Here is a 15,658-nt window from a genome sequence, read left to right on the forward strand (position 1 = left end):
CTAGCTGCCTATGTTCGCCCTGGTTGATTGCAACAACTTCTACGCTTCCTGCGAGCGAGTCTTTCAACCCCGGCTGGAAGGCAAACCGATCGTGGTGCTCTCCAACAACGACGGCTGCGTGATTGCCCGCTCCAACGAGGCCAAGGCATTGGGCTTTAAGATGGGCGACCCGTATTTTCAAGTCAAACACGACTTACAGATCAACAACGTACAGGTCTTCTCGTCGAACTACGCCCTGTATGGCGATATGAGCCGACGGGTGATGTGGTATTTAGCGCAACAGGTGCCCGAGGTCGAGATCTATTCCATTGACGAAGCGTTTTTGGATCTGCACGGCATGGAAAAATACGTGGCCAACGACCTCGATGCGTTTGCCCGCACCTTGCGTACCAACATCAAGAAGCGCACGGGTATTCCGACCTGCGTCGGCATTGCCCCCACCAAGACGCTGGCCAAGTTAGCGAACCGGCTAGCTAAGAAGCGCCCCGAACTCGGCGGGGTGCTGCATCTGCGCTCGGAGGCGCGGCGCTTATGGGCTCTGAAGCAAGTAGCCGTCGAAGACGTGTGGGGCATCGGCCGCCAGTACGCGGCCAAGCTCATGGCCGCAGGCATATACACGGCGGCCGACCTAGCCAACTGCTCAGACGCCTGGGCCCGTAAGCACTTGGGTGGGGTAGTGGGGGTACGGCTGGTGCAGGAATTGCAAGGGCGCGTGTGCCAGGGGCTGTTGCCGAGTGAAGATGGATCGCTCTCCCGCAAGAGCATCAGTTGCTCCCGCACCTTCGGCCAGCCTTTGAGCGCCTTTAATGATGTGCTGGCGGCCGTGGCGGCCTTCACGTCACGGGCGGCGGAGAAGCTGCGCCGGCAAGGAGATGCCACCCACCTGATGACGGTGTTTCTGAGCAAAAACCGGTATGGGCTTGAGCCCCCGCCGTATTCCTGCTCGACGGTGATCACGCTCCACGTAGCCACCAGCGACACGACCGAGCTGCTACGTATTGCGCGGATGGCACTCAAGCGCCTCTGGCAAGCAGACACCCGCTACACCAAGGCCGGTGTGGTGTTCGATGGCTTGGAGCCCGCCGGCCATGCCCAACTGTCGCTGTTTGAATCGGCGCCCGATACCGGCAAGCGGGACCGGCTCATGGTAGAACTCGATGCGCTCAACCGCCGCTTTGGCAAGAACACGGTGCGCCTAGCCACAACGCTGACGGGCCGCGGCAAAGGCCGAGCGCCTTGGGAAGGCAAGGCGCAGTGGTGCTCCCCGGCTTACACCACGCGCCTACAGGATCTGCTCACCGTCTATTAAGGGGAGCTGGGATGCTGTCCGGAAGGGGTTAGTCCACCGAGAAAACAATCACTTCCTTGGGAACATGCCCGGCAAGATGAGCGAGCACTGCAATGGCGGAGGCAAATGACTTCCGCGCAGTGGGCATGCCGTCATTCGGCCGCTTGGGATGGCGGTAGTCCATATAATCGTTATGGGCGAGCTTGTGGCCGAGCGAATTAGGCTGCCGCTGCAACCAGTGCTGGACCTGGTACTCTTTGATGGAGGCAGGGGGCCCGCGCCAAACGAGGGTAAAGCCAGGCAGAGTGCGCAACTGCTGGATGAATTGAGGCATCGTCTCCTCTACTTGCGGACCCGCTACCGCCAAGCGTCCTCGCAGCCAGACCAGCGCTAGATCAGGTGTTCGCTCCAGCATAGGGTATTCGAAAGGATTGCCAGTCTGCCAGCAACTGTGGCTGACTATCGTAGCGGTACTTACGCCGGCGTTTACGCGAAAGCAGGACGCAGCCGTCCTGCTTTTCGATGAGGACTTTGTATACGTTGCCCGTCTCAAACTCTGGGGTCGTCGGACCGATGTAACGCAATTTCTCCCGCATGAGCACGAAGGTAAAAACCAGGCATTATATCTTAGCTGTATGGCTATTCCATTCTTATACAGATTCAACCAACTGCCTTTAGCAGAGCAGCTAGGCATTGTGCTTGGGGAAGGCACCTATCTAACAATGCGCTTTGGCGAGCACGGCGACCGCATCAACCTCTACCACATGGGCACTTTCTTTGCCGAGGTGTACTACGATCCGGAAATCAACCACCTGCATCACTGCCGCACGTTTGTGAGCACGGGGCCGCTGGAAGCCTATACTGATCAAATTAGGCTTCCTAGCTTATAAAGTCTATTGCTATAGGATAAGGCTCGGACTGCCCTGGTTTTCGTATGCTTTATTTGTAAAGTGCAATGAAATAAACTCAATTAAAATAAGGAATAGCTATAGGGTATGGTATACTAATTGCCCGTTATACTTAAACCCAATAGTCTATTTAATTATATGAACAGAATTGTGCGTATTACTGGTCTACTTGTTGTCCCCATGCTTGCCGCAATGAGTGCGCAAGCGCAAGTTAGCTTTGGCCCTCGCATCGGCCTGAATTTATCTAATACAAACTACGATTATAGTGACGTTGACTTTAAAGACAAGCCGGTGTCTAATCTGCTGCCCGGCGCCCAAATTGGGTTGGCGTTGAATGCACAATTTGGCAAGTTGGCTTTGCAGCCCGCTTTACTCTTCTCGATGAAGGGCAACACATCCAAGGTAGATGTAGCGACTAGCAGTTCTACTTATAAAGCCAAGTCATCTGTCCGGTTGAATTACGCGGAACTTCCCCTAAATCTAGTCTATAGCCTTAAAGGGGCGGATGGGGGCTTCCAAGTGTTTGTCGGCCCGTATGTAGCCTTAGGCCTGAACGGCAAAGTCAAAGTTGAAGAAGTAGAGACGCAGAATGGCGTAATCCAGCGGGACGACTGGGAACCAGAAATAGTATTTGCTAGCGAGGCTGGCAGCGACTTAAACAAGGCCTATGTCCGTTCCCTTGACTACGGGCTCAACGCTGGGGTCGGTTACAAGGTGGACGCCATTCAAGTTCAAGTAGGCTATGGCTTGGGCCTAGCCAATCGGGTTCCTAAGTATGAGGGGGAACGGCCCGACATCAAAGTGCATAATGGCAACTTCCAGCTTGCGCTCACTTACCTGTTCGAGTAGACTCTTGCCGCTAGACCAATCAGCCAACCCGCCGCGCTTATGTCGCGGCGGCTTGCTGTTTGTTAAGACAGCCGCAGCCCCCTGCACCACTGCCGCACCTTTGTCAGCACCGGGTCATTAGAAGCGTATACAGATCAAATTCGGCTTCCTAATATATAAATGGCGTAAATCGTCCAAAATTATACTGCCTATGTCATTAAAAATAAACTATTCAGATAATCATCAATTCATCAGATCTTATCTAGGAATGCGAGACACCAAAAAGGCGTTAGCATTTGATGGTATAAGACATATAGCGCACATCATTGCTGACACATCAGGTAGATTAGAAGCAAGGCTTATTAAGCTCAGTAATGAACCGAGTGATGAAACGGTTCATGCAGATATGGCGCTGTTAGTTCATGATATATGGAGTATAATAGATAATACAAGAAGATTGCTGCCTCTATTTGAAATAGTTGGATTAAAAATTAATGACGTTAGACACATAAAGATACTTGCTGATATTAAAGAATTGCGTGATTCATTCCACCATCTAGAGGAAAGAATCAAACTTTATTTTAAAGATAATGGCGACTCATTATTTGGTCAGATATACTGGCAAAGTAGAGAAGACGGCCAGGAAAGGGCAATTACACATATAGCGCGCTCTGGTATCCTTCTAGGTCCAAGCCAGGTTACTGAACAGCCTGTTAAACTATATATAAAAGGCACAAGGTTTGCGAATGCTCTAGGAGTATTCAATCTAAATCTGGTATATGTTATAAAAGAAACTTTTAATAAAAAAACTAGAGAAATGACATTTAAAAGAATTGAAGTTAATATTGATAATTTAATTGATTTTCTAAAAATTACATTTCCCATTATTGAAAGTTCAGTTATCCAAGCTACTGCAACCGCTGCATTAGAAAATAATATACAGATAAAAGATATGCAGCAAGGTGAAGGCCCAGCATTAATGAGTATTAGTCCTAAAGATTAAACAAAGATAAAATAAGCATTAAATGGATAAATATTACGGCGGGGGCTGGTCAGCCAGCAAGCTGAAGCTCTATTTTTGGTTAACTCTTATCGCATGCGTGGTAGTATGGGTATTGCATGCAACAGGTATTATTACACTGCAAACGGCTGATGAAAGGCATACAGCAGAGCTTAGACAGCAGGCACGGGAGAACAACCGTTAACCCTGCGCCTCTTTGCCCGTGCGGCGCCAGTAGTACCAATGCCACCTCGTTTTAAACAACCCACTGGCATAAGCATCGCTCTTCGACCAATTACGGCGCAGGCGCGTGCGTTCGGACAAGCGAAGCATTCGAGGGGTCATAGGTGAATGGTTCGAGCTACAGCCAGTGGTGAAGAAGGAATTTATGAAGCGGGTGAATTAGCAATTATAGCTTTGGCAGGCGTTTCGACTACAAAGTCAGTATTTAAATCTTGAACAGCCTGTTTCATCTGCTCCGCTGCTACATTTAGATTAGTAGCTCTTTCTCCCAAGGTTTTTATATGATTGCCTCTATTAGCAACGAATCTTACATAGTTTGAATGATAAAGAATAACTGCACGACCAAATTCTAGATTATTAACGCTATTTGGCTGGCTTTGTAAAAAACTTGCTATAGGCTGTACATAATTTCTATACCGATCATGAATAGATAAGCGTGTTTGCTCACTGTTCATTCTAGTCAATATAGATTCAATAAGACTTGTAAGAGCATCTTTTGGTGGAGGAGCCCCACCAGCAAAAGAAATGCTAGTTCTTTTGTTATATTCATCCACTAACATTTGCTCATACTTTACGGCATCTTCTTTGATCGCATTATCTTCAGCAATTATCAATTCAGATTGCCTAGTTAATTTAGGCTTCACAACATCAATAAAATCAAGGATAGCTTGAATATTATAAAAATTTAATATGTTGGTGTTGAGACTATTCTTCTTTTTTTTAAATAGTGACAAAAATCGTTTTTTTAAACTTAATCTTTTGTTTCCTCTATTTATAAATATTTTATACAAATCTGTTTGCGGTATTTTCTTAATATGTTCTGTAGTAAACGTAGGCACGACTTCTATTGCAAGACTCTCCTCTGAATAATTCTTTCGTAATATATCCTTGGTGTCTTCAATACATTGCTTTTGACTGATAATAGAATTGTATAAATAACTCAGAATAGATAAGTAGTATGCTTCAATTTCTTTTAATCTAGCACTCTCCTTACGGTCTTCTATCCATCTGCTAAAAAACAAACCAGCAAAAAATAAAACTACTGGTACCACTATGTTTATAGCATCCCCAGCATCGAGTTTTAACCAAGCACTATAAAGCTTGTCTAGTGTATCGTGAAAAGTGGAGTTGTGTTCAGTAGGCATTTTATAAAGGGAAGTTTTGGAGAGACTTAAAGCTAAGTCATCATTAATAGCCTATCCATTGCAAACATTACACATGTGTTGTAGATATTTTTTAAGTGATTAGGTAGCTTAATTATCAGTGCCCGTACTCGGCTCGTAATCAGCGGTCATAGGGCGGGGCAGCGGTATCAATTTACGGATGGGTTGGTCGGCTAGATTATTCATCTCGACTTTGATGCGCGTTTCCGAAATACGCGAGTACGAAGCGTTCATTACCTGTACCGTGTCGCCCATCATGGCCTATACTGCCTCGTCACTCCACCCCTCATACCGCCGAAGCCGCGAGAAGATAGATGATGAGGAATCTGCTGTATTTATATCAGCAAATTATAGCTAAGCTGCATGAGAAGGGCTACGTACTACAGACGACGATAAGCGATAGCCAAGTAGACAAAGACATCGCTGGTATCGGAAGTACGCTCTACTCGACCACGTTCTTTGCTTTTCGTTTTATCAGCTTAAAGACAATAGGTAGCCAGAATAGTATATTGAAAAAAGAGGAAACGGCCACTCTTCCTCCATAGCCAATGGGCCCCGGCTGCCATCCATGAATGTCACCGGTAACGATGATATAACCAATGTAGCCGGGCAGGAGAGGAAGACAAATTAGAGCTGCAGTATCTATAGGGCCAACAAATAGGGAGTCAGGAATATTTTCACTTATGAGAGTCAATGCTATCACAGCTAAAGCAACTGCACTGACTATTTTTAAACGTCGACCCATAAAGTAGAAGCATTAGACATCAAAACAGTTCCTAGTTCTTTAGGAGGCGCTATCCTTGCTTCCTAAGGTAATACATGGCCTCTTCGCTACATTCGGCCTCTACTCAGTCAGAACAGTTTCAATTGCTTTCAAGACGGATTTGGGAATTTCTGCTTTCTCAGTGAAGGGTAGTTTCTCTTCAAGCAATCTGAGTAAAGCGGCTCGTTCTCTTGCATGAGTAATCCAGTAGTTTGTCTCTATCCTGAGCACGTTTATAAGCAAATCACCTGGATAGAAGTCTCCTTCGCTGAAGAGGTTCTCAGCTAGTTTTTCTATAGCGACAGGGACCAACCAGGATAGGCCAATGCCTTGCCCAATCATGAGTCTTAAATCCTCCACCGTGTAGTTCTTGAGAGGCTTTTCCCTGAGCTCAGAGCATCTTCTTGCTAAAGGATATTCTTGCTGATTTGAATCGAGCTCGGATTCTGCCCCCTCCAACTCATTGATCGATTTATTGAGGTCATCTTTCATTACGGTTGGCAATCTAGCGCAACAGCCGCCGTTTCTGCTCCTCAAACTCGGCTGGCGTGAGCACGCCTTGTTGGAGCAGTTGCTGCAACTTGAGCAACTCGTTGGCCACGGAAACAGACGCACTTGGCTGCTGTACTACGACCGTCTGTTTGGCAGGCCGCAATAAGCGCCAGATCGCGGCCAAGATCAGGGTTAGGAGTAGGCCCATGATGATGAGCAACTCGGCGGCGCCGACATTACCTATTAGGAGTAGAATAGCGAACATGAATAGTGGGTAAATCAGAAGCAAAGACGAAGGATTACTCGACCACCAGTCGCCCCGTAACCTGACGCCCCTGCGCATCAGTGGCACGTAGCACATACAGCCCGGGTAGCACCCCTTGTAGCGGTATAGTCGCGTCAGAAGCTACTTGCAGCGTGCATGTTATCCGGCCCATCATATTAAGCAGTTGTACCTGGCTACCGGCAGATACTGAAGGAATGTGCACGGTAGTCGTAGCCGGGTTGGGGTACAGGCTCGCCGGTGCTGCCTGGTTGGTACGAGTAGCTAGGGGGTCGCTGCCCAGGCGCGCCATAAACTTTTCAGAGGCCGCAGTAGTGGTCAGCGTGAGGGAGCCGAATGAGCAGGAACTGGCGAAAGCGCCCGTGGCATACACGTTGCCCCCGGCATCAAGCTCTACGGTATAGCCCATATCGGCGCCCGGTCCCCCAGCGCTTTGTACCCAGCGTACCTGCCCCTGCGGCGTGTAACTAGCCACTAGTATGTCGTCGCTGCCGGCACTACGAAGCGATAGGGGCCCAAGCTGAGCGGTGCCATTGAAGGTACCGACTACATACGGGTTGCCGGCGGCATCTACCTCTACATCAGCGAAGCCATCAGAGCCAGGGCCGCCGCTAGGCTGCACCCATTGCAAAGCGCCCTGTGCCGAGCATTTAAGCAGGAAGCCATCGTGGGTACCATATCCGGGTAAGGTGGTCGTACCAAAAGTGGCCGGGCCCGTAAAGTCACCGACCAGATAAAGGTTGCCCGCCGCGTCTAACTTTCCGTCGCCCATATAATCGTTAGAAGCACCGCCAAACTGTTGAGCCCACTCAAAAGTGCCCTGAGCGCTGTACTTGGCCACCACGATATCCGCTTCGCCACGCGTGGTAAGGGTCGTATTGCCAAAGACAATAGACTTGTAAAAGGTATTAAGCAGGTACGTCTCGCCAGTAGGGGCTACGGCCACCTTAGGTATGCTATATGCGATTGAGCCGGTGTTGGTGAAGTAATAGAAAGCGGGCTGCAGGGACAGCAACGCCCCTGTGCTACCCGAAAAGCGAGCCAGGTAAGCGCCGGTATTGTTGGCCTGATTGGTTCCCGTTAGCGTGATGGTCGTGGACCCAATGGTAAAAGTATAGTTTAGTGTACCCGTAACAGAGACGGTGCCGTTGGCATCAAGGCCAATACTGTAGCCTTCCGTGGTAGGCGCCACATTAGAAGTGCTCTGTTGCACCCACTCCGGCGTCCCTTGGGGGGAGTAACGGATGACATAAGCTTTGCGTGATGGATTGCTGCCGCCTTCAAGCGATAGATTATTGCCGAGTGCAATCGAGCCGGTAAATGCCCCGGTTACATAGACATTTCCGGTTGCGTCAACGGCTACCCCATGTCCCATGTCCCAACCGGGTGACCCTAGTTGTCGGACCCAGGCTAAGGTACCGGCAGCCGTATATTTGGCTAGGTAGCCGTCCACATCACCTACGCTGGTGAGCGTAGTGCCATCGAACGTGATAGGCCTGGAGAAGTGACCTACTTCGTACAGGTTACCCGCAGCATCCATGGCGGTCTCAGTCACCCCTTGTCGAGCACTCCCCATCACGCGAGCACTTTGCCAGGTCGGAGCCGTTTGGGCTGAGGTGTTAAAGCTTAGAAATAGGATAGCCAGCAGGAAGTACGCTTGGCGTAGAATAGGAGGGGTGTGCATCAACCTAGGAGTATTTTGATATGATAAGGAGCTTGGATGCCTAAGAAGCATAGCCACTCTCCGTGAGCCGGAGCAGCGATAAAGTCGTGAGCGTATCGAGCAGCGGTCGCACCTTCTCGGGTTTTGTCCGACGGAAGCACGCGGCTACCTGCTCTAGGTTGAGTGGGTGACCAGCTTGCTGCACGGCATCACGTACGGCTTGCATCTGCTGCGCAAGCTCCGTTGGCCACAGTTGAGGGCCTGAAGGTATAATAGCCGTAGTAGTCGGGGTAGTAAATGGGTTCGGCACTGTAAGGGTTGCCTGCTGCTCTGGTGCTTGGTAGCTGGGGCGCAGGTAGCGCACTTGGCCCGCTTGTTCTTCCCGAGCTCGCTCGTGGTTGAGGCGCACCAGGCGAGAGAGAATCTCCGCATCAGGTAAATCAACCGGCCAGCCGTATGCTTCAGCTACCGCCGTGTCCAATTGTTGGTGCAGACTCAACACAACGGAAGCTAGACCTAGTTGGTGGGCAATCTGGTCTTTTGCCGTCAGCGGTTGGCCTGCCCGCAGCTTCTCCACCACATTATAGAGGTCAGTAATGGTGAGAACGGGGTACATTGCTTGTTGGCGCTTGCGGTGAGCGTCGAGCTGTTCGGCCAGTTCCCGGATGCGCGCCTGCTGCTGTTCCGTGGCGGCAGGAAAAGGAAAGGGGTCAAAACAGCGAGTTTTGCTATATCTAGAATCATTTCCTACGCCTAGCCTGCCTCCTGTAGCAAAAGCCCAAGTCATATGAGTTCTGCTCGATAAAACGCCTAAAGTATATGCGTCATCTATACCGATAGTGATGAGAGCATCGTCCGGTAAAATACTGTTATCCATGAACTGAAAGATCCGATGCTTGGAAGTGGCACCAGTAATTATATAGCGAGATAAGCCATTTAATGCTAACCTTAACCCGGCTCGTGGAACAGCAAATGTCCACCAACTTTCCCTATACGAAGCCTGATTATTATGCTCTCTCTCAGGCTTGACTGTTTCCAGAACGTGTTGGTAAACCACAGGGAATCTATTCAGCACTTCATTTTCAGTGAGACCATATAAATCAATGACCATTACACCTCTAGGTCTATCCGCTACGTCTTTACCATTGCGGTATTGCCTGATGTGCAATTCTAAACCAGGGGCTGATCCAAGTCCCAAAGACGCTGCCTTTTCAGAACTAATAATGAAGCCAGCACCATGGAGTTTTACTCCAGGGCTTGCTACTTTATCATTTGCAATCAATGGTAATGCACTATCAAGATTAGCCCCAATTGTTAAGTCAGATTGAATTTTTCCTTCTCGAAAATTGAATGTCACTTCCGCTGCATCGTCATCCAAAATAGGTTTTTCGCTGATTACGGACAGTAGTTCACCTTCAATTTGTTCGTTAACTGTCTTATTAGCAACCGTAAAAGCGACTCTAACAGCAGCACCATCTGCATTGTCAATCCAAGGGTGATCAGGAATTGCGAAACAGATATTGACAGGCTTTGCCTTATCTTCTAGAAATGGCTGAATTACACGTCGGTTAAAGTTCTGTTTTAAGCTGTTCGTAGTTATAAAGCCGAACCGTTCAGTATTTCCATTCTGAAGAGCCTCGGCCGCTTTTAGCCACCAATACATTACTAAGTCGGCTGCATCTGGCACTTTACCCTTGTAACACTTGCGTAACGCTTCAGTATATCCTTCCCCTAACTCCTCACGTAATTTTTTGCCACCTAAAAACGGCGGGTTACCCACAATGAAATCAGCTTGAGGCCACTCGGCGGGCTGTGGATTGGGGTAGTCTAAAACGGGCGTGCGTGCGGTTTCGTCTGGTACAGTCTCACCAGTTGAGGGGTGTAGGCGAGTGGTACCATCCCAACGTGTGACAGGCTGGCCATATGCATCTAGGCGGGGTACAGGCGTATCGTGTTGCATGGCAGCATCTTGCTGCCGAATGTTCTGGTACTCGTCCAGCAGCGGCTCACGCATTTCGCTCAACCCATGAGTGCGTAGATGCCACTGTAGGAAGCCAATACGAAGTACTACGTCAGCTACCGTAGCGGCTCGTGGGTTCAATTCTAGCCCTAGGAACTGATGAGGACTGACGGTAGTGCCGCCCGCTAGATCCAACATCTTCGTATGGCCAAAGCTGTTGATGGCCGCCAATACTTCGCCTTCGAGTCGCTTGAGGTGCTCCAGCGTTACATAGAGAAAGTTTCCACTCCCGCAGGCCGGATCCAGTATCCGCAACGACGTCAAACGGGTGAGGAAACGAACCAACTCAGCTCGCGCTTCCTTAGGCTTATCTTCGTCTAGGCGCCGTGCAGAAGCGGCTTGCGCTGCACTCCATTCTCGACGCAAGGGTCCGATGATAGTCGGAATAATGAGTCGCTCCACATACGCGCGGGGTGTGTAGTGAGCGCCTAACCGGTGTCGTTCTTTGGGATCAAGCGCCCGCTCGAGTAAGGTACCAAAAATGGCCGGCTCCACTTCCTTCCAATCCGCTTCCGCGGCTTTTAAGAGCAGAGCTATCTGTTCCGTCGTCAGGGGCAAGGTCGTCGCATTGTGAAACAGCTTACCGTTGAAGCGCCGCACGCGGGTCTTGAATTCGGAGGAGAACCCGCCCGTGTCCATTTTCTGCCACAGGTTCAGTAGGGCATCAGGCAAGCAGTCTCGTAAGTCAGGCGTGTTATACTCACGCAGCATGCCGGTAAAGGATTCCACTGGTATAAGGCCTGTATCTTCGGCAAACATGGTGAACAAGCAGCGCATCAGGAATTGCGCTACTACTTCGGCATCGTGGCCGGCTCGTTCTAACTGAGCCGATATGCCTGCTAGGTAGCCCGCTAGTTCCCGGGTGACACGAGCAGCTTTCCGGCTAGGGTCCAGTTCGCGCGGAGCCAGGAAGATCTGCCGCAGCCGCTCACGCGTGCTCTTGTCGGCTAAGTCCGAAAGAGATAGCCGGTAGCTACCTTGATCAGGAAACGGCATATACGCTTCTCCAACGCCGGTGAAGTTGCTGTACACATCGATGCAGTAGCCCACATCGGCTACGATGACAAAGAGGGGGGAGGGTTCCGTAGAAGGTAGGGCGCGCACATAGCGTAGCGCTTGCTGGCGGGCGCTCTGCATCATCTCGGCCCATTTAGTCGTGCCACGAACCGCGTGACCTTTGCGATGCTTTTCCGCAGGCAAGCCTAATTCGGCAAGTTGTGCTTTCTTCTGCAGGTCAGGCGAGTCCGTGCCCTGTTTGGTTTCCAGCACGAAGCACCCGCGCTTGTAGAGGTCGATGCGGCCTAGGCTCTTCTTGCTGCCGTCGTTGAACTGGACGGTGCGCTCCAAAACGTAGGTATCGTTGGCAGGATTGTCGGTAGTGGGATTGGGTTGGGGAACGCCTAATAGGGCGCATAGATCGCTCAGGAATAAGCCATAATTGGCACGCTCCGCGCCACCTGCTGGCTTCCAGCGGGCTTCGAATAGTTGGTAATCCAAGAAGTATAGTGGGCTAAGAAGGAAACGAAAAATTGAACTCGTTCGACACAGCCTGAATCATAGCTTACCCGGTAGGGCATAGGATAATGAGGTAGTTATAGTGAGGGCAAATATCAATAATTATGCATAGTATCGCGCCTCAAACCCTCTAAAATATAAAATAATTTATTTTATTGAAATAAATCAAGATACGCTTGATTTTATCAACAACAGACGGGCTTCGTTGCGACACAGCCACACCAGAAAACTAATTGACGGCGCAATGATGAAAGCTCACCGCGCTTGCATTCAAGCTTTAGTACTCACGATTTCAAATAGCTTTTTTCACCTCCTTATTTTTTATACATTGAAATACTCCTTACTCCTCTTCTTTCTGCTGCCACTCTCAGGATTTGCGCAATATCGGCCTAGCTACACTGGCCCGACTATGCAGCAGAATATGCAATCCCGCCAGGATTTCAATCGAATGACCAATCAGCGCACGCAGGACTTTCAGATGCGGCAGCTGCAAAAAAACCGGGGAGGATACAGTAGCCAACCAATGAGCCGGGAGGCACAGCTGCAGGCCAAAGCAAAACAGGAAAAGTTAGAGCAGGATGCAAATGGCAAACTGGCGCAACTCGCGCAGGAGCAGCAACGCAAGCGGGAGCAGCACCCAGCCGCGAATCCGCAACAGGCGGCCCTGCAGCAGAAAAAGGACGACAAGCAGTTGACCCGGCTGGCCGTCAAAAACTACCGCGACGTATTTTTGCCCGGGCAGGTGTCCACGGCACTGCAAGCCCAGCAGCTGTCGCCGGAAGCCCAACGCCAACTGGGAAACCTTACCAAAGTCCTGACGGACAAATCGTGGTGGAAAAAACAGGAGGGTGCGCAGCTAACAAATAACGTCAAGGCGTACAGCGATACGCTTACCTCGCTGACCTCTAGCTTATTTGGATTCGACCTCGCCTCTCCCCCGTCGATGCCCTCCCCGCTCTCGGTCAGTAGTCTTAACGACTTGCTGGCAACCGACAAATTTGATCAGAAGGTAGCCACCCAACTCATTCAGGAAGCGGCGCTGACCGAGAAACTTATCGCCGGCGAACAACTGGTCAAAGCCGTAAGTGAGTTTAACCGTCTTGGCGCTGCTACGGCCAGCCAAGAGCCGACAGCTAATCCAAAGAAGGTGAAGGAGGATGTACAAGCAAGCCTCCGTCAGGTTAACAAGGCAATGGACCGCTACTACGCCCGGATCAACGACTTAACCACTATTGCCGACGCGCAGAAAGCTCTGCTCAAATCTACCGAGGCCTACCTAGCGAAAAAAGGCAAATAAGCCGTCAGGGACATGGCTATCCTATTTGGTCCGCTAGAACTGCCCACTCTTATACAGACTTACTACTGTGGCTGAAGTAGTCTCCCTCTCTACTATCCTAACCGGTGCTGGCAGCGGCATTGCTGTGCCCTTCATCAACAAAATGCTTGGGCCCGCGGCTGATGAAATTGGTCTGATGTTAGGAGAACGCGTACGCCTATTCCGCTTACAGAACCAATTTAAACTCTTTCGGGCAGCGCAGCAGATGTTGACGGTCGCAGGTATCGAACCCAAACAGGTCAACTTAAAGCTGCTGCTGCCATTGATGGAAGGCGCTTCTGTGGAAGAAGATGAGGTGCTGGCTACCAAGTGGGCCGCCCTATTGGCCAATGCTGCCACGCATCAAGGAGATATGCTCGTCGAGCCTAGCTTTGCTGATGTACTGCGTCAACTCACGCCTGTACAGGCTCAAATCCTAGATGAACTTTACAAGCAAGTGAATGGCGCTCATCTTCAAGACGAAGCTTGGGGGCGGCAAACTTTGAACGAGCGACAGGTTCGAGAGGCACTTAAGCTAGAGTTTGCACAATTTGAGCGGTGTATGGATAACTTGCTCCGATTGCGATTATGTGCAAAGAACACTCCTGCTAAAACTACTACCCTGTTCTCTTCAAACGGTTACACCACTATTGAGCCGACACTGTTTGGGTATGCGTTCGTGACAGCTTGTAAGCCTCCAATCAAGTAATACGCCTATGCTTCCTAGTGCACCGCCAGTATTGGAATTGCAGGCATTTCTTGAAGATTATAAAAGCTTTGTTAATTCTCTCGAATCCAAGCGAATAGCTGCTGATACGCTGTCCTACACGCGCTTACTTAGCGGTTGGCAAATGCTGCAGCACCTGGCAGCTAAGCACCAACGGACCCAAGCGCCGGACTATAATATCTTCTGGCTGCTTAAAAATCTGTACCGCGACGAGACGCGCTTACATTCTCCTTTCCTGGCAGACCTGCTCAATCCCAACGGTACTCACCAGCAAGGCATACTATTTTATGAGGCTCTCTTGGAACTGTTGCGAGGACGTAGTTTGCCCGTAGAACAGTACCAAGTCCGTGACCCATACTTTGTGCAGGTTGCGACCGAAGTGGCTACAGGGAATTTAACGGGTGACGGGGACGGGTACATTGATATACTCTTGACCTATCAAGCACCTGAAAGAAGCTTTGCTATTGCTATCGAAAACAAGATTTACGCTGGTGATCAGCACAAGCAACTGGAGCGCTATCAGGCTTATTTGCAGTTGCATTTCACTAACCAACATCTGCTACTGTATTTGACACCACAGCCGGATTGTGTGCCTGCAGAGCATTCTATTAAGGCCGTACGCCGAGCGGAACTGGAGGCCGTCGGGCAACTCGGGTGTATCTCTTACAAGAACGAAATCAATTCCGTATTGACCCGCGCTCTGCCTCATGTGGAGGCACCTACCGTGCGCGCAATTATCATGCAGTACCAACAGGTCATCACTGCTTTATAACTCCATTCATGCATACCTACGACGACGAAATCTATACCTATCTCACACAACCGGAGAATTACCGGTCTGCTAAGCAGATAGCCAGTCAATTAGGAGCCGTTGATGAACGACTTATTATTGACTTCTGGCAAGCACTGAAGGTTGAATTAGAGCAACAACTCTCAAGTACAGGTTTTGAAGTGGAGTTGATAACAGGAGAGTTGTTCTCTGTTCATCAATCTGCTTGGAACGGTATGGGCTTAGGCTGCGATTTTCTGAATACCGAGCCAGATATGGGCATTCATTGTGATCCAGATGAATTTGATCGAGCAAAAGTCGATGTCTTACTGGATGCGGCTAAAGTGCGCCAAAAAGAAAACATGTCTAAGCGCAGTGATCCATGGCCTTGTTATCGCCACCTAACAGAGTATGACTTTAGGCAACAACAAACCTTGGAAAGAATTCTACCAGGGCGCCGTGAGGAGTCGATAAAAAATATGGCAGCTCTGTTTACTGATTTTATAGATAAGTACGGTGACTTGCTGAATCGAATCAACAAGGAAGCTAGGATCGACTTAACAGCGTAGCCAGGTCCTGCGCTCGTCCCTAACCGATGGTTCCACCGTGTCGATGGCAGTTGCTGCCTAATTCCCCCAGGGCCCTGAGAAATTCTGCAGAGTCTTTCCCGCTGCTGCGGCA

16 protein-coding genes are annotated in these 15,658 nt (G+C 49.8%); 8 read left to right on the forward strand and 8 right to left on the reverse strand.

Features of this window, described 5'->3' with window-relative positions:
- Positions 1–10 precede the first annotated feature (10 nt).
- On the forward strand, positions 11–1,309 hold the full coding sequence (locus tag P1X16_RS05895) for a Y-family DNA polymerase (RefSeq protein ID WP_277226930.1): 1,299 nt from the start codon (positions 11–13) through the stop codon (positions 1,307–1,309).
- 28 nt (positions 1,310–1,337) lie between these two features.
- Here P1X16_RS05895 and P1X16_RS05900 read toward each other — a convergent pair whose 3' ends face one another.
- A complete protein-coding gene (locus P1X16_RS05900; protein WP_277226931.1) occupies positions 1,338–1,622 on the reverse strand; it encodes a hypothetical protein in 285 nt (94 codons plus the stop codon).
- 301 nt (positions 1,623–1,923) lie between these two features.
- On the opposite strand from P1X16_RS05900, the gene P1X16_RS05905 reads away from it, so the two are divergent.
- The 3 genes from P1X16_RS05905 (at position 1,924) to P1X16_RS05915 (ending at position 4,027) form a co-directional block, all read left to right on the forward strand.
- Entirely contained in the window at positions 1,924–2,178 is a 255-nt protein-coding gene (locus tag P1X16_RS05905; RefSeq protein ID WP_277226932.1) for a hypothetical protein, read from the forward strand.
- A gap of 156 nt (positions 2,179–2,334) precedes the next feature.
- A complete protein-coding gene (locus P1X16_RS05910; RefSeq protein ID WP_277226933.1) occupies positions 2,335–3,045 on the forward strand; it encodes a porin family protein in 711 nt (236 codons plus the stop codon).
- A 247-nt stretch (positions 3,046–3,292) separates the two neighbouring features.
- Positions 3,293–4,027: a hypothetical protein gene (locus P1X16_RS05915; RefSeq protein ID WP_277226934.1), complete on the forward strand. Its 735-nt coding sequence runs from the start codon at positions 3,293–3,295 to the stop codon at positions 4,025–4,027.
- Between the two features lie 383 nt (positions 4,028–4,410).
- Here P1X16_RS05915 and P1X16_RS05920 read toward each other — a convergent pair whose 3' ends face one another.
- From P1X16_RS05920 to P1X16_RS05950, 7 genes are all read right to left on the reverse strand, one after another.
- Positions 4,411–5,412 (reverse strand): hypothetical protein, encoded by a 1,002-nt coding sequence (locus tag P1X16_RS05920; protein ID WP_277226935.1) that lies wholly within the window; start codon positions 5,410–5,412, stop codon positions 4,411–4,413.
- A 108-nt stretch (positions 5,413–5,520) separates the two neighbouring features.
- Positions 5,521–5,688 (reverse strand): hypothetical protein, encoded by a 168-nt coding sequence (locus P1X16_RS05925; RefSeq protein WP_277226936.1) that lies wholly within the window; start codon positions 5,686–5,688, stop codon positions 5,521–5,523.
- 184 nt (positions 5,689–5,872) lie between these two features.
- Entirely contained in the window at positions 5,873–6,175 is a 303-nt protein-coding gene (locus tag P1X16_RS05930; protein WP_277226937.1) for a hypothetical protein, read from the reverse strand.
- Positions 6,176–6,274: 99 nt separating this feature from the next.
- Positions 6,275–6,685, reverse strand: a complete 411-nt coding sequence (locus P1X16_RS05935) for a contact-dependent growth inhibition system immunity protein (protein ID WP_277226938.1) — start codon at positions 6,683–6,685, stop codon at positions 6,275–6,277.
- A 13-nt stretch (positions 6,686–6,698) separates the two neighbouring features.
- A complete protein-coding gene (locus P1X16_RS05940) occupies positions 6,699–6,950 on the reverse strand; it encodes an SHOCT domain-containing protein (protein ID WP_277226939.1) in 252 nt (83 codons plus the stop codon).
- Positions 6,951–6,984: 34 nt separating this feature from the next.
- The gene (locus P1X16_RS05945) at positions 6,985–8,652 is read right to left on the reverse strand and encodes a T9SS type A sorting domain-containing protein (RefSeq protein WP_277226940.1); all 1,668 of its coding nucleotides are present in this window, start codon (positions 8,650–8,652) and stop codon (positions 6,985–6,987) included.
- 40 nt (positions 8,653–8,692) lie between these two features.
- Positions 8,693–12,148 (reverse strand): DNA methyltransferase, encoded by a 3,456-nt coding sequence (locus P1X16_RS05950; RefSeq protein ID WP_277226941.1) that lies wholly within the window; start codon positions 12,146–12,148, stop codon positions 8,693–8,695.
- A gap of 346 nt (positions 12,149–12,494) precedes the next feature.
- On the opposite strand from P1X16_RS05950, the gene P1X16_RS05955 reads away from it, so the two are divergent.
- The 4 genes from P1X16_RS05955 (at position 12,495) to P1X16_RS05970 (ending at position 15,546) form a co-directional block, all read left to right on the forward strand.
- Positions 12,495–13,463, forward strand: coding sequence for a hypothetical protein (locus tag P1X16_RS05955; RefSeq protein WP_277226942.1), 969 nt, complete (start codon positions 12,495–12,497; stop codon positions 13,461–13,463).
- Between the two features lie 67 nt (positions 13,464–13,530).
- The gene (locus P1X16_RS05960) at positions 13,531–14,190 is read left to right on the forward strand and encodes an Abi-alpha family protein (RefSeq protein ID WP_277226943.1); all 660 of its coding nucleotides are present in this window, start codon (positions 13,531–13,533) and stop codon (positions 14,188–14,190) included.
- Between the two features lie 7 nt (positions 14,191–14,197).
- Positions 14,198–14,980, forward strand: coding sequence for a PD-(D/E)XK nuclease family protein (locus P1X16_RS05965; RefSeq protein ID WP_277226944.1), 783 nt, complete (start codon positions 14,198–14,200; stop codon positions 14,978–14,980).
- Between the two features lie 8 nt (positions 14,981–14,988).
- Entirely contained in the window at positions 14,989–15,546 is a 558-nt protein-coding gene (locus P1X16_RS05970; protein ID WP_277226945.1) for a hypothetical protein, read from the forward strand.
- Positions 15,547–15,658 lie beyond the last annotated feature (112 nt).

The sequence above is a fragment of the Hymenobacter sp. YC55 genome (assembly GCF_029433095.1).
In the GTDB taxonomy this organism is placed as follows: Bacteria; Bacteroidota; Bacteroidia; order Cytophagales; family Hymenobacteraceae; genus Hymenobacter.

Bases quoted from the DNA above. Each gene is read 5' to 3' on its own strand.
- P1X16_RS05945 (WP_277226940.1), bottom strand. From the start codon at position 8,652: ATGCACACCCCTCCTATTCTACGCCAAGCGTACTTCCTGCTGGCTATC.
- P1X16_RS05965 (WP_277226944.1), top strand. From the start codon at position 14,198: ATGCTTCCTAGTGCACCGCCAGTATTGGAATTGCAGGCATTTCTTGAA.
- P1X16_RS05935 (WP_277226938.1), bottom strand. From the start codon at position 6,685: ATGAAAGATGACCTCAATAAATCGATCAATGAGTTGGAGGGGGCAGAA.
- P1X16_RS05915 (WP_277226934.1), top strand. From the start codon at position 3,293: ATGCGAGACACCAAAAAGGCGTTAGCATTTGATGGTATAAGACATATA.
- P1X16_RS05910 (WP_277226933.1), top strand. From the start codon at position 2,335: ATGAACAGAATTGTGCGTATTACTGGTCTACTTGTTGTCCCCATGCTT.
- P1X16_RS05930 (WP_277226937.1), bottom strand. From the start codon at position 6,175: ATGGGTCGACGTTTAAAAATAGTCAGTGCAGTTGCTTTAGCTGTGATA.
- P1X16_RS05920 (WP_277226935.1), bottom strand. From the start codon at position 5,412: ATGCCTACTGAACACAACTCCACTTTTCACGATACACTAGACAAGCTT.
- P1X16_RS05905 (WP_277226932.1), top strand. From the start codon at position 1,924: ATGGCTATTCCATTCTTATACAGATTCAACCAACTGCCTTTAGCAGAG.
- P1X16_RS05900 (WP_277226931.1), bottom strand. From the start codon at position 1,622: ATGCCTCAATTCATCCAGCAGTTGCGCACTCTGCCTGGCTTTACCCTC.
- P1X16_RS05970 (WP_277226945.1), top strand. From the start codon at position 14,989: ATGCATACCTACGACGACGAAATCTATACCTATCTCACACAACCGGAG.
- P1X16_RS05895 (WP_277226930.1), top strand. From the start codon at position 11: ATGTTCGCCCTGGTTGATTGCAACAACTTCTACGCTTCCTGCGAGCGA.
- P1X16_RS05940 (WP_277226939.1), bottom strand. From the start codon at position 6,950: ATGTTCGCTATTCTACTCCTAATAGGTAATGTCGGCGCCGCCGAGTTG.
- P1X16_RS05925 (WP_277226936.1), bottom strand. From the start codon at position 5,688: ATGATGGGCGACACGGTACAGGTAATGAACGCTTCGTACTCGCGTATT.